Source organism: Streptomyces sp. NPDC007088, from assembly GCF_042869355.1.
Classification (GTDB): Bacteria; Actinomycetota; Actinomycetes; order Streptomycetales; family Streptomycetaceae; genus Streptomyces.
Map to the genome: position 1 here is coordinate 36,075 of NZ_JBIAFO010000005.1, position 19,174 is coordinate 55,248.

Below are 19,174 nucleotides of genomic sequence, written 5' to 3' on the forward strand. Positions count from 1 at the left end.
GGCCGCCGGGCCGCCCGTTCAGTCCCGCGTCCGCCCGGCTTCTGCCGAGAGGGCCGCGTACTGCGTCTCCAGCCCGTCCAGCAGCGCCCGCAAGCCGGTCTCGAAGGCGCGCTCGTCCACCGCGCTCCCGCGCTCCGCGAGCAGATGGGCCTGACCGAGATGCGGATAGTCGGCCGGGTCATAGGCCCGCGCGTCGTCGACGAAGCCGCCCGCGAAGGAACCGAGCGCGGCGCCCAGGACGTACCAGCGCAGGACCGCGCCGATCGAGGTGGCCTGGGCGGGCGGCCAGCCGGCCGTCGTCATCGCCCCGAACACCGCGTCCGCCAGGCGCAGCGCGGCCGGTCTGCGGCCCGGCCCGCGCGCGAGCACCGGCACGATGTGCGGATGCCGGGCGAGGGCCGCGCGGTAGGACAGCGCCCAGTCGTGCAGCGCCCCGCGCCAGTCCCCGGCCGTTCCGGAGCCCTCCTCGAACATCGACAGGTCGACCTGCGCGCTCACCGCGTCCGCGACGGCCTCCAGGATCTCGTCCTTGGTGCGGAAGTGGTTGTAGAGCGAGGGCCCGCTCACCCCGAGCTCGGCCGCGAGCCGGCGCGTGGAGACGGCACCGAGCCCCTCGGCGTCCACGAGCGCGCACGCGGTCTCCACGATGCGGCCGGTGCTCAGCAGGGGCTTGCGTGGTCGGGCCATGCGGCACATAGTAGAACCGCCCAGTAAAACTAGCGCTGCTAATTAACGAGCCGCCCGGCCTGAGGGGACAGGCGGCGCGCGGACCGGGGAGTGTCCCGTCATGAACCTTGAGCTGAGCGAGGAGCAGTCGGCCGTGCGCCGGCTCGCGAAGGACTTCGTGGACCGCGAGATCGTCCCGCACGCGACCGACTGGGACCGCGCCGAGAGCGTGGACCGCTCGGTCGTCGGCAAACTCGGCGAGCTGGGCTTCCTCGGTCTGACCATCGACGAGGAGTACGGCGGCTCGGGCGGCGACCACCTCGCGTACTGCCTGGTGACGGAGGAGCTGGGGCGGGCCGACTCCTCGGTGCGCGGGATCGTCTCGGTCTCCCTCGGGCTGGTCGCGAAGACGATCGCCGCCTGGGGGGACGAGGAGCAGAAGCGGCGCTGGCTGCCCGGCCTCACCTCGGGCGCGCGGCTCGGCTGCTTCGGGCTCACCGAACCCGGCACCGGCTCGGACGCGGGCAACCTGTCCACCCGGGCGGTACGGGACGGCGGCGACTGGCTGCTGAGCGGCACCAAGATGTTCATCACCAACGGCACCTGGGCCGATCTCGCCCTCGTGTTCGCCCGCACCGGCGGTGCCCCCGGCCACAAGGGCGTCTCCGCCTTCCTCGTCCCGGCCGACAGCCCCGGTTTCGGCCGCCGCACCCTGCACGGGAAGCTGGGCCTGCGCGGACAGGCCACCGCCGAACTCGTCCTGGAGGACGTCCGGGTCCCCGGCTCGGCGATGCTCGGTCCCGAGGGGAAGGGCTTCTCCGTCGCCATGTCGGCGCTCGCGAAGGGGCGCATGTCGGTCGCGGCCGGCTGTGTGGGCATCGCCCAGGCCGCCCTGGACGCCGCCGTCGGCTACGCGAAGGAGCGCGAGCAGTTCGGCAAACCGATCGCCCGCCACCAGCTCGTCCAGGAACTCCTCGCCGACATCGACGTGGACGTGGACGCCGCCCGGCTGCTGACCTGGCGCGTCGCCGACCTCGTCGACCGGGGCGAACCCTTCGCCGTCGCCTCGTCCAAGGCCAAACTGTTCGCCTCCGAGGCCGCGGTCCGGGCCGCCAACAACGCGCTCCAGGTGTTCGGCGGCTACGGGTACATCGACGAGTACCCGGTCGGCAAGCTCCTGCGGGACGCCCGTGTCATGACGCTGTACGAGGGCACGAGCCAGATCCAGAAGCTCGTCATCGGCCGCGAGCTGACCGGGGTCTCCGCCTTCTGAGAGCGCGTGTGGCACGGCCGGTGCCCGCCCGGCGCCCGCCGCCGCCCCGTGACCCGTCCCCGCCCGTCCCCCTGCGCCGAGAGGGCGTCCGGCCGCGTCGTCGGCTCGGGTGGCCGGGGCGCGGCGGTGGGGCTCCGGCTCGTCGGCCGGGCCGGTCACGGCTTCCGGGCCGCTCGGTGCCCGGGGGTGCCGGGGGCGATCTGAGTACGGCATGAGTAGGCGCACGGATGGGCGCCGGGCCGGCGCGGCGCCCATCCTCTCCCTATGAGTGAGACACCCGTCAAGAGCCTGCCCACCGGGGCGTACTACGGCCAGGCCGTCGCCTCCTTCGCCGTCGCCCTGGGCGCCACCGCGCTCGGCATCGCCCGGCTGGACGCGGACGCCTGGGTCCGGGGCTTCCTGGGCATCGCCGTGCTGTTCCTCGTGACCTCGGCCTTCACCCTGGCCAAGGTGATCAGGGACCGCGAGGAGGCCGGGCAGATCATCAGCCGCGTCGACCAGGCACGCCTCGACAAGCTGCTTGCCGCCCACGACCCCTACGCCCAAGCGCCCGAGCGGCCCTGATCCGGCGGCCCGCCCGCGTCCCGCCCCTCTGCCCGCGGCCGCACGTCTAAGCGCCCGCTCAGTTTTGGGGATAGGGTGTCCGTCCGGTGACACGCGGACGGCGGAAGGGGCGAGCGATGGGCGCGGTGGAGCGGTCTGCGGACGAGGCGGGGAACCCGGGCGGGGGCGCCGGGGCCGAGGGGGACGAGCCCTGGGGCGAGGTCGCGCCCGAGGCCGCCCGGCGGCTGCTGATCGCCGCTGTCGAGGCGTTCGCCGAACGCGGCTACCACGCGACCACCACGCGGGACATCGCGAGCCGGGCCGGGATGAGCCCGGCCGCGCTCTACATCCACTACCGGACCAAGGAGGAGCTGCTGCACCGCATCAGCCGGGTCGGCCACGACAAGGCCCTGTCCGTGCTGAGCGAGGCGGCCGGCTCCCCGGGGAGCGCCTCGGCGCGCCTGTCCGACGCGGTCCGCTCCTTCGTCCGCTGGCACGCCGAGCACCACACGACGGCCCGCGTCGTGCAGTACGAACTCGACGCGCTCGGCGAGGAGCACCGCACGGAGATCGTCGGACTGCGCCGCCGTACCGAGGCGGTCGTACGGGGCGTCGTCGAGGACGGGGTGCGCTCGGGCGAGTTCGACGTGCCCGACGTCCCCGGCACGACCCTCGCCGTCCTGTCGCTCTGCATCGACGTGGCCCGCTGGTTCAGCGCCTCGGGCCGCCGCACCCCCGAGGAGGTCGGCGAGCTGTACGCCGGGCTCGTACTGCGGATGGTGGGGGCGTCGGCGGAAGACGCCTGAGAGGAGGCGGGCCCGGCGGAGGGGGCCCGTGGGCGGCCGCGGTGGCGGTGGCCTGCGGGGGCCCCGCCCGGGGCCCGCTCGCCGAGGGAACCCGCTCAAACGACGGGCCCGCTCGCCGAGGGAACCCGCTCAAACGACGGGACCCGCCCGCGAGCGCGGGCCGCCGTCACGACAGGGCGGTTCCCGAGCCGAGCCGCCCACAGGCCCGGCCGCTCACAGATGGAAGCGGCTCACCGACTCCGCGACGCACACCGGCTTCTCGCCGCCCTCGCGCTCCACCGTGAAGACCATCGCGACCTGCACGCCGCCCGGCACGTCCGTCACCTCGCTGATCCGGGCGGTCGACCGCAGTCGCGAGCCCACCGGGACCGGTGCCGGGAACCGCACCTTGTTGGTGCCGTAGTTCACGCCCATCCGCACGCCCTCTACGGCCAGGAGCTGCGGGGCGAACAGCGGGAGCAGCGAGAGCGTCAGATAGCCGTGCGCGATCGTCGTCCCGAAGGGGCCCTCCTTCGCCTTCTCCGGGTCCACGTGAATCCACTGGTGGTCCCCGGTGGCCTCCGCGAACAGGTCGATGCGGCGCTGGTCGATCTCGGTCCAGTCGGTGTACCCGAGCTGTTCCCCGACCGCCCCGCGCAGCTCCTCCACCGAGGAGTAGACCTTCGGCTCCGCCATGACAACCGCCTCTCCGGGGACGGGTCCCCGTCTTTCGTCCGGGCATTCTAAGCGCTTGCTCAGCATTGCCCCGGTGGTGTTCCGCTGTCAACGGACGGCCCCCGGGACGAACGGCTAGGGTCGGTCGCGTGCCGCAGATTCCGAACACCGTGCAGGAGCTGACCGTCGGGCAGGTGTCCGCCCGCAGTGGGGCCGCCGTCTCCGCCCTGCACTTCTACGAGGCCAAGGGCCTGATCAGCAGCCGCCGTACCTCCGGCAACCAGCGCCGCTACGGGAGGGACGCGCTGCGCCGCGTCGCCTTCATCAGGGCCGCGCAGCGCGTGGGCATCCCGCTGGCCACGATCCGCGAGGCGCTGTCCGAACTGCCCGAGGAGCGCACACCCACCCGGGAGGACTGGGCCCGCCTCTCCGAGGTGTGGCGCTCCGAACTCGACCAGCGCATCACGCAGCTGCACCGGCTGCGCGACCACCTGACGGACTGCATCGGCTGCGGCTGCCTGTCGCTGGAGACCTGTGTCCTGTCCAACCCGGACGACGTCTTCGGGGACCGGCTCGTCGGCTCCCGGCTGATGGCCGCCCGGCGGGAGAACGAGGGCTGACCCCGCCCGGGTGGACCCACGGAACCCGGGGGCCCGGACATGCGGACGAACGACGCGGACGAAACACCGCCACACCGCGGGGTCCGCACGGGGGCGCGGCCTGTCGGGGCCCCTACGGACGCGATCGCCCGGAGGAGGGCACGGGGACCCCGGGAACGGGCACAGTTCCCGTGACCGTGACCGCGCGCGGCACAGGGGCGGCGCCGACACGTGCTCCCCGACGACCGGTCCGGTGTGACAACGACCGGACCCGTGGAAGAACGACCGGTCCGGTGTGAGAAGGACCGGCGAACCGACGACAGGAGTCACCCATGCAGAAGGACCCGCCTACGTTCACCCTCTCCGGTGTGGTGCTCGACTGTCCCGACCCACGCGAACTGGCCGGTTTCTACGAGCGGCTGCTCGGCTGGCCCCGGGTCCAGGACGAGGAGGACTGGGCGAAGATCGTGCCGCGTTCGGGCGGCACCGGGATCTCCTTCCAGACGGAACCGCACTTCACCGCACCCGTGTGGCCCGCCACGCCCGGCGCGCAGCAGACGCAGTCGCACCTGGACTTCGAGGTCGCCGATCTGGCGGCCGCCGTCGCGCACGCCGTGGAGTGCGGCGCCCAACTCGCCCCGCACCAGTTCGAGGAGGACTGCCGAGTGCTGCTCGACCCGGTCGGCCACCCGTTCTGCGTGTTCCTCCCAGGAGCCTGACTCCCCCAGGAGCCTGATTCCGCCGGGGAGCCCGATCCCCTCCGGGAGCCCGAGCGGGACCCTCCCCGGCCCGCGCCCACCGCGCACGGCTCACCGCGGGACGGCCCGAAGCCCCGCTCCGGACGGTCCGGGTCAGCGGGCCGGGGAGCGCCACCGCCGTACCCCGAGCGGTCTCAGACGCCGACGAGCGCCCGGCCGCCGCGCCTGGCCCGGCGCACCGCCTCCTCCGTGAGCACCGGGCGCGGTACGGCGATCCCGCAGTGCACGCACAGCGCCGCCGAGGACGGTTCGTGGTCCAGGCCCTCGTGCCACCGCAGCGACTCACCCGCGCACACCGGACAGCACCTGCCCGGCGCACGCTCCAGCGCGCGGATGATGCGGCGCAGCACCTCCGCGAGCGGCAGACCGGGATGGACGCCGGGGTCCTCGCACCAGGCCACCCCGAACCCGCCCCAGGTCATCCGGTGCCAGTCGTCCACGGTGCCGGGCCGGCGCAGCCCGTCGTGCTTCTCGCGCCGCCTGCGCTGCGCGAACTCCCGCTCGTAGCGCAGCCAGACCTCCCTGGCCTCCTCCAGCTCCTCCAGCGCGCCCAACAGCCGCCACGGCTGCGGGGCGCGGTCCTGCGGCCCGAAACCCCAGCGGGCGCACAGGTGGTCCCAGGTCGCCCGGTGCCCGTACGGGGCGAACCTCTCCAGGCACTTGCGCAGCGAATACCGCCGCAGTGCCAGATCGTTGCGCGGATCGCGCGCCTGTCTCGCGAGACTCCGGAATCCGGCCATCAGCCCTGCACCTCCGTCACCCGTACCCGGCGTCGTCCCAAGGGACGTCGCCGGATAGACGTATCGGCCCCCGGTTCGGCTCCATCGACGGTGCGACCGCCGCTCCCGGCGGTGCCGCGACGGAGGCGAAAAACAGTTCTCCCGGGCTCTTCTGCCCGCGCGCTACCGACGGTAACGTCCCGCTCACCATCGTCGGGAGGAGCAAGAATGCGGAGCCGCCACCCCCGTACCGGCCGCCCTGTCCACCGCATGCGCACCACCGTCCGTGCCACCGCCCGCACCACCGCCTTCGTCGCCACAGCCGTCCTCGCGCTCACCGCGGGCCTGATGGCCCCGGGGCCGGACGCCGCCGCGGCCCCGGCGGCGGACCAGACCGACTACTGCGCCGGGCAGTGCTCGGACATCCTGCCCCCGGGGGCCAACGGAAGCGCGACACTCGCCGAGATCCTGGCCCACAAGGCTCTCGGCACCCAGCCCAGACACGCCGAGGACCAGCTCGGTCCCTACGACGCCCTGTCCTCCGGCTACCCCTCCCTCACCGATGCACGGCTCGGAGATTTCTTCGACGACGCCTCCTTCGGAGTGAGCGCGGCGCAGACGGAGTCCGTCACCAAGCCGCGCGAGGACGTCACGATCACCCGGGACAAGCAGTACGGCATCCCGCACATCAAGGGCACCACGCGCTACGGAACCGAGTTCGGCGCCGGTTACGCGGCGGGCCAGGACCGGCTGTGGCTCATCGACCTGTTCCGGCACATCGGACGCGGGGAGCTGACCTCCTTCGCGGGCGGCGCCCTCGCCAACCAGGGCCTGGAACAGGAGTTCTGGCCGCAGGCCCCGTACACCGAGGACGACCTCCAGAAGCAGGTCGCGTACATCCGCTCGCACAACGGGGAGCGCGGCGAGCAGGCGATGGACGACGCCCAGGCGTACATCGACGGCCTCAACTCCTACCGCGAGAAGGCGAAGAAGGGCCGCTACTTCCCCGGGGAGTACGACCTCACGGGGAAGATCGACCCGATCACCAACGCGGGCGACATCCAGCCCTTCAAGATCACCGACATGATCGCGCTGGCCTCCGTGGTCGGCGGGCTGTTCGGCAACGGGGGCGGGGGAGAGGTCCAGCAGGCCCTCTCGCTCCTCGACGCGCAGCAGAAGTACGGCGTCCAGAAGGGCACCGAGGTCTGGGAGTCCTTCCGCCAGCGCGACGACCCCGAGACGGTGCTCACCGTCCACGACGGCACCTCCTTCCCGTACGCCGGCAAACCGGCGAAGGCGCGCGGCGCCGCGATGCCCGACCCCGGATCGGTGAACGCCGAGCAACTCGTGTACGACCGCACCGGTTCGGCCGCCCAGAAGACCCCCGCCAAGGACCCGGTCGAGGCGCCGAAGGCGCTCAAGCCGCTCCAGGGGGTCTTCGACGACGGAGTGCTGCCCGCCGGACTGTTCAGCGGTGACGCCGCGAAGAAGGGCATGTCCAACGCCCTCGTGGTCTCCGGGAAGCACACCGCGAGCGGCCACCCGGTCGCCGTGTTCGGCCCGCAGACCGGCTACTTCGCGCCCCAGCTCCTGATGCAGCAGGAACTCCAGGGGCCCGGCATCAGCGCGCGCGGCGTGTCCTTCGCCGGCGTCGGGATGTACGTCCAGCTCGGCCGCGGCCAGGACTACGCGTGGTCGGCGACCAGCGCCGGACAGGACATCACCGACACGTACGCCGTCGAACTGTGCAGCCCCGACGGCTCCGCACCTTCCAAGGACGCCACGTACTACCGCTACCACGGCACCTGCGAGCCGATGGAGAAGCTGGAGCGCGTCAACTCCTGGAAGCCCACACTCGCCGACTCCACGGCCAAGGGCTCCTACCGGATGCAGGTGTACCGCACCGAGTACGGCGTCGTGACCCACCGCGCGACCGTCGAGGGCAAGCCGGTCGCCTACACGGCGCTGCGCTCCACCTACCGCCACGAGGCCGACTCGATCGTCGGCTTCCAGATGCTCAACGACCCCGGCTACGTCAAGGACGCGAAGAGCTTCCAGCAGGCCGCGCAGCACATCAGCTACGCCTTCAACTGGTTCTACGCCGACGCCGCGGACATCGCCTACTACAACAGCGGCGCCAACCCGCGACGCCCCGCCGACGTGGACCCCTCGCTGCCGCTCAAGGCCGAGCCCGCCAACGAGTGGCAGGACTTCGACCCCACCGACAACACCTCCGCGCAGACCCCGCCCGAACAACACCCGCAGTCGGTCGGCCAGGACTACTACGTCTCCTGGAACAACAAGCAGGCCAAGGGCTACACGGCGGCCAACTTCAGCCTCGGCGCCGTGCACCGCGCCAACCTGCTCGACGACCGCGTCAAGAAGCTCGTCGCGCAGGGCGGAGTGACCCGCGCCGCCCTGACCCGGGCCATGGCCGACGCGGCCGTCACCGACCTGCGCGGCGAACAGGTCCTGCCCGAGCTGATCCAGGTCCTGCGCAGCGCGCCCGTCACCGACCCCGCCCAGGCCGCCGCCCTGCAAGAACTGGAGTCCTGGCAGGCCGACGGGGCCCGGCGCAAGGAGACCTCGAAGGGCTCGAAGACCTACGCGCACTCCGAGGCCGTACGCCTCATGGACGCGTGGTGGCCGCGCCTGGTCGAGGCCGAGTTCCGGCCGGGGCTCGGCGACGCGCTGTACTCCTCGCTGACCGCGCAGCTCACTGTCGACGAATCGCCTTCCGCCGGTCACGGGCCGACCGGGGCGCACGCCGGTTCCGCCTTCCAGTACGGCTGGTGGGGATATGTCGACAAGGATCTGCGCAAGGTGCTCGGACAGCCCGTCAAGGGCGCCCTCGGCGCGGAGTACTGCGGCGGCGGGGACCTGTCCGCCTGCCGCGCCACCCTCCTGAAGACCCTCGGCGAGGCCGCCGCCGTCCCGGCCGGCCAGGTCTACCCCGGCGACGACACCTGCCAGGCCGGCGACCAGTGGTGCTCCGACGCGATCGTGCACCGGGCCCTCGGCGGCATCACGCACAAGCCCTTCCAGTGGCAGAACCGCCCCACGTACCAGCAGGTCGTGGAGTTCCCGCAGCACCGGTAGAGGAGGAAGACGACAGGGGGGCGCGTCCCTCGGGCGCGCCCCCGCCCTCCTCGCCCCGGCTCGCGTCCCCGGGGCTCCGGCAGCGCCGGGACGCGACTCGGCGAGACGACCGCCATCGCCGGCACGTACCAGCCCGCCGGGGCGGAGCCGAAGGCGCTCCGCGGGCGGGTGGCGACGAGCGGGGCCACCGCACCGCAGAGGAAGGGCAGCAGGAAGGGCACGCACCCGCCCCAGCCCCGAACGCCGCTTCGTCCAGCGTCTCCGACAGTGCCCAGAAGATCCCGGTCGCCGCGAAGAAGCCCACCGGAAGGCCGAGTTGGGGGAAGGCGGCGAACAGCCCGCGCCGGCCGCGCGGGGCGTGCTCCACCGCGAGCAGCGCCGCCCGCCCCACTCCCCCCCAGGCCCACGCCCCGCGGGAAACGCGGCAGGACCAAGCGGCACCGGTGCCCACACGCCGAGCGTGCCGTAGCCCGGCAGCAGTCCCACGCGGGCCGTGCACAGGCCCGTCGGCGACAGCGAGGCCACGAGTACCGACGCGCGGCCCACCCGGTCCCCGAAGTGCCCGAGGACCAGGGAGCCCAGCGGCCGGGCCACGAAGGCGGCGGGGGCCTCGACGGCAGGGGACGCGGAGGTGATCGTCCTTGAACACGCCCGCACTGTCCCGGTGCGTGCGCAGGGCACCCAATCACCGGGACGAGAGATCCCCGTCGTGAGCCGTCCGGACGGAAGCCGCGCGGGAGACACGGCTCACCGGTACAGCAGGTACTTCTCCCGTGTACGGCGGAAGGCGGACAGCTCGGCGCGCCAGGCGCCCGTCACCCGGTCCAGGTCCGCGCCCGCGTCGATCAGCGTGCGCACCGAGGTGGATCCGGTCAGTTTGTCGATCCAGTCGTCCTCGCGCCAGGCGAAGCCGCTCCACACCTTCCGCGCCGTCACCAGCAGCCCGATCCCGGTGCGCACCGGGTCGAAGGCGGCCCGGTCGTGCACGTAAATCTGCACACCGCCCACGGTCTTGTTCGCGAACTTCGAGAAGGTCGGCGCGAAGTACGCCTCCCGGAAGCGCACGCCCGGCAGCTTCAGCGCCTCGGCCGCCGCCGCCCACCGGCCGTCGATCCCCTCGGCACCGAGGAGTTCGAAGGGGCGCGTGGTGCCGCGCCCCTCCGAGAGGTTGGTGCCCTCGAACAGGCAGGTGCCCGGGTAGACGAGCGCGGTGTCCGGCGTCGGCATGTTCGGGCTCGGCGGCACCCACGGCAGGCCCGAGGCGTCGAAGAAGTCCGCGCGCCGCCAGCCCGACATGAGCACCGTCTCCAGCTCCACCGGCTTCGCCAGGAACTCGCCGTTGAACAGCCGCGCCAGTTCCGCGACCGTCATGCCGTGCTGCTGGGCGATCGGCTTGCGCCCCACGAAGGTCGCGAACTCCTCGTGCAGCACGGGTCCCAGGGCCGCGCGCCCGGTCACCGGGTTCGGCCGGTCCAGCACCACGAACCGCTTCCCCGCCAGCGCCGCCGCCTCCATGCAGTCGTACAGCGTCCAGATGTACGTGTAGAAGCGGGCGCCCGCGTCCTGGATGTCGAAGACGACCGTGTCCACGCCGGAGGCGGTGAAGACGTCCGCCAGGTCCTGACCCGACTTCAGGTACGTGTCGTAGACCGGGAGCCCGGTCGCCGGGTCCTCGCTCCTGCCCTCGGAACCGCCCGCCTGCGCCGTGCCGCGGAACCCGTGCTCGGGGCCGAACACGGCCTTGAGGTCCACCCGGCCCTCGGCGTGCAGGACGTCGACGATGTGCCGCAACTCCCTGGTCACCCCGGTCGGGTTGGTCACGATCCCGACCGTGCGCCCCGCGAGCCGGCGGTAGCCCTCGGCGGCCAGCCGCTCGAAACCGGTGCGCAGCCCACCACGGCCGGGGCCCCCGCCGCCGTGGCCGCTCGCCGAGGCCGGGGCGAGGGACCCGGCGGCGAGCGCGCCCGCCGCCCCCGTCGCCGCGAGCAGCCCTCTCCTGGACAGGTTCATGTGGTGCCCTCCGTGATCGCGGACGCTGTCATGGCCACGCACGCTAGCGCCCGCATCCCGCGAGGGGAACGAGGCGTACGGGACGCGTGTGCCGCGAGGGAGGGGCCGCACGGGGCGACCGCGGCGGGACGGCGGGTCGGGAAAGAGCCACGTCCGACCCCTTTCCCGACGACATACCGACTGGTTAGTCTGCCAGGGCAGTCGTCGAGCCGAAGGAGTCCGATGGTGGAATCCGTGCAGGGTGCGGGTGTGGTCGTCACCGGGGCCGGCGGCGGGATCGGGGCGGCGCTCGCCCGCCGGTTCGCCGCCGAGGGGGCCCGGGTCGTGGTCAACGACCGGGACGCCGCCAGAGCCCACGAGGTCGCCCGGGAGATCGGCGCGCGAGCCGTCCCCGGTGACGCCTCGCGGATCGTGGAGGAGGCCCGCGCCGCGCTCGGCGGGAGTGTCGACATCTACTGCGCCAACGCCGGACTCGGCTCCGAGGGCAGTGAGGCCGCACCGGAACAGGTGTGGGCCGACGCCTGGGACGTCAACGTCATGGCCCACGTCCGCGCCGCCCACCTCCTGCTCCCGGACTGGCTGGAGCGCGGCACCGGGCGTTTCGTGTCGACCGTGTCGGCCGCCGGACTGCTCACCATGATCGGCGCCGCCCCTTACACCGTGACCAAGCACGGCGCCTACGCCTTCGCCGAATGGCTGTCGCTCACCTACCGGCACCGGGGGCTGAGGGTCCACGCGATCTGCCCGCAGGGCGTACGCACCGCGATGCTCGACGCGGCCGGCAGCGCGGGGGAACTCGTGCTCGCGCCCACCGCCGTCGAACCCGAGGACGTCGCCGAGGCCTTGTTCGCCGGGATGGCCGAGGACCGCTTCCTGATCCTCCCGCACCCCGAGGCCGCCGCGTACTACCGGGCCCGCGCCGAGGACCCCGACCGGTGGCTGACCGGAATGAACCACCTCCAGCAGAAATGGGAGGGTATGCGGTGAACGCCCCGCACCCCGCACAGACCCCCGGCCGGCCCGCGACGGACGCCTCCGCCTCCTCTTCCGCCGCCGCCTCCTCGATCTACGCGGCCAGGCCCTGGACGGCCCTGCTCAACGAGGCCCAGAAGGCCCCCGTCGAACCGCCCGCCACCCTCGTGCACGGATTCCGCGCCCACGCCGAAGCCCACCCCGGGCGCACCGCCCTCGCCTACTTCGACGGCCGCCTCGACTACGCCACCACGGACGCGCTCTCCGACGCGGTCGCCGCACGGCTCGCCGCCCGCGGGACCGCCCCCGGCGATCGGGTCGCCCTCATGCTCCAGAACACCCCGCACTTCGTCCTGGCCCTGCTCGGCGCCTGGAAGGCGGGGGCCGTCGTCGTCCCCGTCAACCCCATGTACACGACCGGCGAGGTGCGGCACGTCCTGGCCGACGCCGGGGCCGGCGCCCTCATCTGCTCCGACCGGGCCTGGGAGAAGTACCTGCGCGAGGCCGTGGCGGGCACCACCGTCCACACGGTGTTCACGGCCGACGAACACGGCTTCCAGACCCGGGACGACCCGCGCGTCCTCGGCTTCCCGCGCGGGCGGCGGCCCGCGGACACGGAGGACCTGGAGGAGATCGCCCGGACCGGGCACCCCGCCCCCGCCGTACCGCTGCCCGCGGCGGCCGACACCGCCCTCATCAGCTACACCTCGGGGACCAGCGGCACCCCCAAGGGCGCGACCAACACCCACGGGAACATCACCTACAACGCGGAACGCCAGCGCACCGGCTCGGGGATCGGCGAGGGGGCCTGCTACTTCGCGCTCGCCCCGCTGTTCCACATCACCGGCATGGTGTGCGAACTCGGCGCCTGCCTCCTCAACGGCGGCACCCTGGCCCTCACGTACCGCTTCGAGGCGGGCGCCGTGCTCGACGCCTTCGCCGAGCACCGCCCCGCCTACACCGTCGGCCCCGCCACCGCGTTCATGGCGCTCGCCGCCCGCCCCGAGGCCACGCGCGAGCACTTCGCGTCCTTCCGCCTCATCTCCTCCGGCGGCGCCCCGCTGCCACCGGCCCTGGTCGACACGTTCCAGGACCGATTCGGCCCCTACCTGCACAACGGGTACGGGCTCACCGAGTGCACCGCCCCCTGCGCCTCCGTCCCGCCGGGACTGCGCGCCCCCGTCGACGAGACCTCGGGCACCCTCGCCGTCGGCGTGCCCGGACCCGAGACCGTCGTACGGATCGTGGACGAAGAGGGCCGGGACAAGCCCTTCGGCGAGCAGGGCGAGATCGTCGTCAGCGGCCCCCAGGTCGTGCCCGGCTACTGGCGCCGCCCCGAGGCCACCGCCGAGTCCTTCCCGGACGGCGAACTGCGCACCGGGGACATCGGGATCATGGACGCCGAGGGCTGGCTCTACGTCGTGGACCGCAAGAAGGACATGATCAACGCCTCCGGCTTCAAGGTGTGGCCGCGCGAGGTCGAGGACGTGCTCTACGGCCACCCCGCCGTCCGCGAGGCGGCCGTGGTCGGCGTCCCCGACTCCTACCGGGGCGAGTCGGTCAAGGCGTACGTGAGCCTGCGCGAGGCGGGCGCCGCGAGCGCCGAGGACCTCGTCGCGCACTGCCGGGAACGGCTCGCCGCCTACAAGTACCCGCGGCACATCGAGATCCTGCCCGAGCTGCCCAAGACGACGAGTGGGAAGATCCTGCGACGGGAACTGCGTTCCCGTACCAGCTGACGTACGTCCGGCGTCCGGTGGACGGGCCGGCGCGCCGGCTCGCGGACGCTGACCCGAACGACCGGAAAGGCAGGTGGCGGCAGTGCCCAGGACGACGGACGGGGACGGCACCCCCGTGCCCCAGCGGCTGCTGGCCGCCGCCACCCACCTCTTCGCGGAGCAGGGCTACGACCGCACCTCCGTGCAGGAGATCGTCGAGGCCGCGGGGGTCACCAAGGGGGCCCTGTACCACTACTTCGGCTCCAAGGAGGACCTGCTCCAGGAGGTGTACGCCCGGGTGCTGCGCCTCCAGCAGGAACGCCTCGACGCCTTCGCCGGCTCCGCCGAACCGGTCGGGGAACGGCTGCGCGCCGCCGCCGCCGACGTCGTCGTCACCACGATCGACAACCTCGACGACGCGGCGATCTTCTTCCGCTCGATGCACCACCTGAGCCCGGAGAAGAACAAGGAGGTGCGCGCCGAGCGCCGCCGCTACCACGAGCGGTTCCGCGCGCTGATCGAGGAGGGGCAGCGCCAGGGTGTCTTCTCGGCCGCGACACCCGCCGACCTCGTGGTCGACTACCACTTCGGCTCGGTCCATCACCTCTCCACGTGGTACCGCCCCGGCGGTCCGCTGGCCCCGCAGGAGGTCGCCGACCACCTCGCCGACCTGCTGCTCAGAGCGCTGCGGCCCTGACGGAGGCGACCCGCGGGACCCGGCCCCGCGGGTCGCCTCCACCGTCGGCGGGCCTACCGGTACTTCTTCAGCTCCCGCCGGGCCAGCGAGCGCTGGTGCACCTCGTCGGGGCCGTCCGCGAGCCGCAGCGTGCGCGCCGCCGCCCACAGTTCGGCGAGCGGGAAGTCCTGGCTCACCCCGCCCGCGCCGTGCAGCTGCACTGCCTTGTCGAGGATGTCCACGACCGTGCGCGGCGTGGCGATCTTGATGGCCTGGATCTCGGTGTGCGCGCCCCGGTTGCCGACCGTGTCCATGAGCCACGCGGTCTTCAGCACGAGCAGCCGCAACTGCTCCACCGCCACCCGGGAGTCCGCGATCCACTCCTGGACGACGCCCTGCTGACCGAGCGGTTTGCCGAAGGCCGTACGCGAGACGGCGCGGCGCGCCATCAGCTCGATCGCCCGCTCCGCCATGCCGATCAGCCGCATGCAGTGGTGGATGCGGCCGGGACCCAGCCGGGCCTGCGCGATGGCGAAACCGCCGCCCTCCTCGCCGACGAGGTGCGAGACCGGGACGCGCACGTGGTCGAAGACGACCTCGGCGTGCCCGCCGTGGGTGTGGTCCTCGAAGCCGTACACCCGCATCGCCCGCCGCACCTCGACGCCCGGGGTGTCGCGCGGCACGAGCACCATCGACTGCTGGCGGCGCGGGTCGGCGCCCCCGGGATCGGTCTTGCCCATCACGATGAAGATCGCGCAGTCCGGGTTCATCGCCCCGGAGATGTACCACTTGCGGCCCGTCACGACGTAGTCGTCGCCGTCCCGCTCGATGCGCGTCTCGATGTTCGTGGCGTCCGAGGAGGCGACCTCGGGCTCCGTCATCGCGAAGGCCGAGCGGATCTCACCCGCGAGCAGCGGCTCCAGCCACCGCTCGCGCTGCCGCTCGTCACCGAACTGCGCGAGCAGCTCCATGTTCCCGGTGTCCGGGGCCGCGCAGTTCGTCGCGATCGGCGCGAGATGCGGGCTGCGGCCGGTGATCTCGGCGAGCGGCGCGTACTGGAGGTTGCTCAGCCCCGCCCCGTACCGGGGGTCCGGCAGGAACAGGTTCCACAGCCCGCGCCGGCGCGCCTGGTCCTTCAGCTCGTGGACGATCGCGGGCGTCTGCCACGGCGAGTCGAGGGCCGCGCGCTGGCCCGGTTCGACCCGCTCGGCCGGGTAGACGTGCTCGTCCATGAAGGCGAGCAGCCTCGCGCGCAGCTCCTCGGTGCGCGCGTCGAAGGCGAAATCCATGGGTCAGCCCTCCTTCAGGGTGGTGAGTCCGTGCTCGACGAAGACGGGGACGAGGTCCCCCATGCGGTCGAAACCCGCGCCGACGGTCTGCCCGAGGGTGTACCGGTAGTGGATGCCCTCCAGGATCACCGCGAGCTTGAACCACGCGAAGGCCGTGTACCAGGACACCGCCGACACGTCCCGGCCCGAGCGTGCCGCGTACCGCTCGATCAGCTCGGCGGGCGAAGGATGCCCCGGCGCCGCCGCGCTCGTGCTGATCGGCGAACCGGGCAGCTCCAGCGGCACGCTGTACATCGACAGCAGCCCGAGGTCGGTCAGCGGGTCGCCGAGCGTGGACATCTCCCAGTCCAGTACGGCCGTGATCGCGCCGTCCCCGCCGACCAGCACGTTGTCGAGGCGGAAGTCGCCGTGCACGACGGTGGGCGCGGGGGAGGCGGGCAGCCGGGCGGACAGCCCCTCCTGAAGCGCGTCGACGCCGGCCAGTTCCCGGCTGCGGGAGGCGGCGAGCTGCTTCCCCCAGCGGCGCACCTGCCGGTCGAGGAAGCCCTCCGGCCGCCCGAAGTCCCCGAGACCCGCCGCGCGGGGGTCCACCGCGTGCAGGTCCACGAGCGTGTCGACGAGGGACAGGACGGTGGCGCGGGTGCGCTCGGGGCCCAGCGCGCCGAGCTGTCCGGCGGTGCGGTACGGCGTCCCGTCCACGAAGTCCATGACGTAGAAGGGGGCACCCAGCACCTCGGTGTCCTCGCACAGCAGGAGCGTGCGCGGCACCGGTACGGCCGTGTCCGCGAGCGCCGTCATCACCCGGTGCTCGCGGTGCATGTCGTGGGCGGTCGCCAGGACGTGGCCCAGCGGCGGTCTGCGCACCACCCAGCGGCCGGTCCCGTCCGTCACCGCGTACGTCAGGTTGGACCGGCCGCCCTCGATGAGCCGGGCGGACAAGGGCCCCGACACGAGACCGGGGCGCTCCCGGTCCAGATGCTCCCGCAGACGCACCGGGTCCAGTCCCGGCGGATGCTCCCCACTCATGCGCGACTCCCTCGATCGGCGCGGCGCCCGTGCTCGTACGGACCCGCAAGAGCATCATGCCGACCAGTCGGTATGTCGTCCAGGGGGTGGCACCGGACCGGGCCGTGAAACCTCCCACGTCCGGCGGCCGTACGCACCCCCCGTTCAGCCCTCCGCGGCCGGGTGGTCCAGCAGCGCGGCGAGCCGGCCGGCCTGCGCGCGCACCGCGCCACGCGGGTTCCGCAGCCGTCCCGCGTCGTCCCGCGCGAGCAGCAGCAGCCACAGCAGCGCGAGGAGTCTGCGGCACTCCAGCAGCCGCAGCCGCTCCCCCCGGTCCAGCGCGAACAGCGAGAGGAACGCCTCCGCGTCGAAGACCGTCTCCCGCTCCACCCAGGAGCCCACGTGCTCGGTGATTTCGGCGAGTTCGTACGCCAGGTCGCTGCGCCCCGACTCCTCGAAGTCGACGATCCGCACCCGCTCGCCGTCCCACAGGAAGTTCGCGAGGTTCCCGTCGCCCTGCCCGAGGACCGGCCGCAGCCCCGCCTGTTCCGCGAGGTCCGGCCAGGGCCGCTCCAGCCAGCGCATGCCCTCCGCGAGTACCCGGGCGATTTCGGGCTCGCGCAGGGCGGCCGGGCGCCGGGCGTACCACTGGTGAATCCGCGCGGTGACCTCGGTCCGCGCCGAACGCCGCTCGGGAAGCGCGATGACGGCCCGTTCGGGTACGCAGCCCAGGAGCAGGGTCACCGCCTCGGCGAGCGCCGCCGTCCGGCGCGGCCCCACCTCCGTACCGCGCAGCGGGGACCCGGGGACCCGGCTCATCACGAGGAACGGGTCGGGATCGTCCGGATCGAAACGCAGCGGGCGGGGCGCGAGCCCGGGGGCGTGCCGCTCCAGCAGCCGCAGCGCCCGCCACTCCCGCTCCGGCCCGCCCGGGTGCGGGTGCCGGTAGCGCTTGCCGACCTCCCGCGGTCCGAGTCTCAGCTCGTGCGTGTGCCAGCGCGGCGCGGATTTCCGGGTCAGTACCGTCACGGGATCAGAGGATCACGGCGGCGGCACACAGCGCCATAGCGAGGACGCACCCCACGCACACCGCCGCGCTCCACACGGTCAGGGCCGGTGGCCGGCGCGCCGCGAGGACCCGCGACCGGTACCGGGCGAGCGCGAGGAAACCCAGCCAGGCCAGCGCGCAGCCCCCCGCCGCGTATGCCCCGCCCCCGGCGAGCGCCGACTTGAGCGCGAGCACGGCGGCGACCGCACAGGACAGGCTCGTGCGGCGCCAGGCCAGCCGGGTGCGTTCGGGCTGGAGCCCGGGATCGCGGGCCCCGGCCGGGCCGCTCATCCCGCCCAGCCGAACAGCACGATCACCACCATGGCGACCGCGACGGCGGCCACCACGAGACTCAGCAGCACCGGGAAACGGGTCATCGGAAGGTCCTCGCCGCGCCGCATCGCCCGCTCGCAGCGCACCCAGTGGTGGACGGCGCGCAGCGCGCACAGCACCCCGCACGCGAGGAGCGCCAGCGCGAGCCCGGCCCGCCAGGCCCACCGCAGGCCCGGCAGGAACTGGTCGACGGCGAAGCCCCCGCCGATCAGCGCGAGCGCCGTGCGCACCCAGGCCAGGAAGGTGCGCTCGTTGGCCAGGGAGAAGCGGTAGTCCGGGGTCTCGCCCTCCTCGGCGATCCGTGCCGGGGCGAGCCAGCCGGCGACCGGCCGGGCCGACCCGGCGCGCGCGGCACAGGCGGTCTCGGCCGGCGGCTCCGCCTTGCCCCCGGGCTCAGACGGCACCGTGTCCGCCGTCCCCGGCCGCCGACTCCCGGTGGGCGCGCAGCCGGTGGTAGGCGGCGAGGCCGTCCGGCACCCAGTCCCAGGAACCGAGCAGGCGGTCTACCTCGGCCTCGGGCAGGAAGTCGTACCAGTCGATCTCCTCCGGCTGCGGGCGCACGGGCCGGGTGCAGCGCACCTCGTACACCGCCGACCACCAGGACCGCGCGGGCCCCTCGCCGGGAGCGGCCGGCTCCTCGTACAGGAAGCGGAACAGGGGCACGGGCCGGTCGAGACCGGACACGCCCAGTTCCTCCTCGGCCTCGCGCAGCGCCGCGTCGTCGTAGCTCTCCCCGGCACCGACCACGCCGCCGACGAACATGTCGTACATCGAGGGGTACGCGAGCTTGACCGGGGTGCGGCGGTGCACGAACAGCCGGCCCTGCCCGTCCCGGACCTGGACGAAGGCGCACCGGTGCCGCAGTCCGCGCGCGTACGCCTCGCCCCGGCGGGCCTGTGTCACCACCCGGTCCTGTTCGTCGACGATGTCGAGCAGTTCCTCAGCGGGGTTCGCAGTCATACCGTCATCCAATCACCGACGCTCCGGGCCGCCCGGCGGGGCGGTG

Annotated in this window: 19 protein-coding genes; 9 read left to right on the top strand and 10 right to left on the bottom strand. The window is 73.4% G+C overall.

Going from position 1 to position 19,174, the window contains the following annotated elements:
• Positions 1-18: 18 nt before the first annotated feature.
• Positions 19-687: a TetR/AcrR family transcriptional regulator gene (locus tag ACFYMP_RS09790; protein WP_388853393.1), complete on the bottom strand. Its 669-nt coding sequence runs from the start codon at positions 685-687 to the stop codon at positions 19-21.
• Between the two features lie 100 nt (positions 688-787).
• Between ACFYMP_RS09790 and ACFYMP_RS09795 the strand changes: the two genes are divergently transcribed.
• From ACFYMP_RS09795 to ACFYMP_RS09805, 3 genes are all read left to right on the top strand, one after another.
• Positions 788-1,939: an acyl-CoA dehydrogenase family protein gene (locus ACFYMP_RS09795; protein WP_388853396.1), complete on the top strand. Its 1,152-nt coding sequence runs from the start codon at positions 788-790 to the stop codon at positions 1,937-1,939.
• Positions 1,940-2,203: 264 nt separating this feature from the next.
• Complete coding sequence (locus ACFYMP_RS09800) at positions 2,204-2,503, top strand: YiaA/YiaB family inner membrane protein (RefSeq protein ID WP_388853399.1); 300 nt, start codon at positions 2,204-2,206, stop codon at positions 2,501-2,503.
• Between the two features lie 116 nt (positions 2,504-2,619).
• Entirely contained in the window at positions 2,620-3,288 is a 669-nt protein-coding gene (locus ACFYMP_RS09805) for a TetR/AcrR family transcriptional regulator (protein ID WP_388853402.1), read from the top strand.
• Positions 3,289-3,501: 213 nt separating this feature from the next.
• Here ACFYMP_RS09805 and ACFYMP_RS09810 read toward each other — a convergent pair whose 3' ends face one another.
• Positions 3,502-3,963, bottom strand: a complete 462-nt coding sequence (locus ACFYMP_RS09810) for a MaoC family dehydratase (protein ID WP_388853405.1) — start codon at positions 3,961-3,963, stop codon at positions 3,502-3,504.
• A 128-nt stretch (positions 3,964-4,091) separates the two neighbouring features.
• Here ACFYMP_RS09810 and soxR point away from each other — a divergent pair, with 128 nt between their 5' ends.
• Together soxR and ACFYMP_RS09820 are read left to right on the top strand one after the other, a co-directional pair.
• Positions 4,092-4,562, top strand: a complete 471-nt coding sequence (gene soxR / locus ACFYMP_RS09815; protein ID WP_388853408.1) for a redox-sensitive transcriptional activator SoxR — start codon at positions 4,092-4,094, stop codon at positions 4,560-4,562.
• Positions 4,563-4,873: 311 nt separating this feature from the next.
• Entirely contained in the window at positions 4,874-5,260 is a 387-nt protein-coding gene (locus ACFYMP_RS09820; RefSeq protein ID WP_388853411.1) for a VOC family protein, read from the top strand.
• Positions 5,261-5,433: 173 nt separating this feature from the next.
• Here the strand turns inward: ACFYMP_RS09820 and ACFYMP_RS09825 are convergent, their stop codons facing one another.
• Positions 5,434-6,039 (bottom strand): hypothetical protein, encoded by a 606-nt coding sequence (locus ACFYMP_RS09825; protein ID WP_388853414.1) that lies wholly within the window; start codon positions 6,037-6,039, stop codon positions 5,434-5,436.
• 207 nt (positions 6,040-6,246) lie between these two features.
• On the opposite strand from ACFYMP_RS09825, the gene ACFYMP_RS09830 reads away from it, so the two are divergent.
• Positions 6,247-9,117: a penicillin acylase family protein gene (locus ACFYMP_RS09830; RefSeq protein WP_388853417.1), complete on the top strand. Its 2,871-nt coding sequence runs from the start codon at positions 6,247-6,249 to the stop codon at positions 9,115-9,117.
• A 747-nt stretch (positions 9,118-9,864) separates the two neighbouring features.
• Here the strand turns inward: ACFYMP_RS09830 and ACFYMP_RS09835 are convergent.
• A complete protein-coding gene (locus ACFYMP_RS09835; RefSeq protein ID WP_388853419.1) occupies positions 9,865-11,127 on the bottom strand; it encodes an exo-beta-N-acetylmuramidase NamZ domain-containing protein in 1,263 nt (420 codons plus the stop codon).
• Between the two features lie 222 nt (positions 11,128-11,349).
• On the opposite strand from ACFYMP_RS09835, the gene ACFYMP_RS09840 reads away from it, so the two are divergent.
• The 3 genes from ACFYMP_RS09840 to ACFYMP_RS09850 all read left to right on the top strand — a co-directional run bounded on the left by ACFYMP_RS09840 (position 11,350) and on the right by ACFYMP_RS09850 (position 14,514).
• Complete coding sequence (locus ACFYMP_RS09840) at positions 11,350-12,114, top strand: SDR family oxidoreductase (RefSeq protein WP_388853422.1); 765 nt, start codon at positions 11,350-11,352, stop codon at positions 12,112-12,114.
• Entirely contained in the window at positions 12,096-13,838 is a 1,743-nt protein-coding gene (locus tag ACFYMP_RS09845) for a class I adenylate-forming enzyme family protein (RefSeq protein ID WP_388853426.1), read from the top strand. The genes ACFYMP_RS09840 and ACFYMP_RS09845 overlap by 19 nt, the downstream gene beginning before the upstream one ends.
• Positions 13,839-13,920: 82 nt before the next feature.
• The gene (locus tag ACFYMP_RS09850) at positions 13,921-14,514 is read left to right on the top strand and encodes a TetR/AcrR family transcriptional regulator (RefSeq protein ID WP_388853429.1); all 594 of its coding nucleotides are present in this window, start codon (positions 13,921-13,923) and stop codon (positions 14,512-14,514) included.
• 53 nt (positions 14,515-14,567) lie between these two features.
• On the opposite strand, the gene ACFYMP_RS09855 is transcribed toward ACFYMP_RS09850, so the two are convergent.
• The 6 genes from ACFYMP_RS09855 to ACFYMP_RS09880 form a co-directional block, all read right to left on the bottom strand.
• Positions 14,568-15,782 (bottom strand): acyl-CoA dehydrogenase family protein, encoded by a 1,215-nt coding sequence (locus ACFYMP_RS09855; protein ID WP_388853432.1) that lies wholly within the window; start codon positions 15,780-15,782, stop codon positions 14,568-14,570.
• 3 nt (positions 15,783-15,785) lie between these two features.
• Positions 15,786-16,808, bottom strand: coding sequence for a phosphotransferase family protein (locus ACFYMP_RS09860; RefSeq protein ID WP_388853435.1), 1,023 nt, complete (start codon positions 16,806-16,808; stop codon positions 15,786-15,788).
• 144 nt (positions 16,809-16,952) lie between these two features.
• Positions 16,953-17,816 carry a phosphotransferase family protein gene (locus ACFYMP_RS09865; RefSeq protein WP_388853438.1) on the bottom strand — a complete coding sequence of 288 codons (864 nt, stop codon included), beginning with the start codon at positions 17,814-17,816 and terminating at the stop codon, positions 16,953-16,955.
• A gap of 4 nt (positions 17,817-17,820) precedes the next feature.
• Positions 17,821-18,126: a DUF202 domain-containing protein gene (locus ACFYMP_RS09870; protein ID WP_388853441.1), complete on the bottom strand. Its 306-nt coding sequence runs from the start codon at positions 18,124-18,126 to the stop codon at positions 17,821-17,823.
• Positions 18,123-18,467, bottom strand: a complete 345-nt coding sequence (locus ACFYMP_RS09875) for a YidH family protein (RefSeq protein ID WP_388854252.1) — start codon at positions 18,465-18,467, stop codon at positions 18,123-18,125. The genes ACFYMP_RS09870 and ACFYMP_RS09875 overlap by 4 nt, the downstream gene beginning before the upstream one ends.
• Before the next feature lie 94 nt (positions 18,468-18,561).
• A complete protein-coding gene (locus tag ACFYMP_RS09880) occupies positions 18,562-19,128 on the bottom strand; it encodes an NUDIX hydrolase (protein WP_388853444.1) in 567 nt (188 codons plus the stop codon).
• Positions 19,129-19,174: the final 46 nt, after the last annotated feature.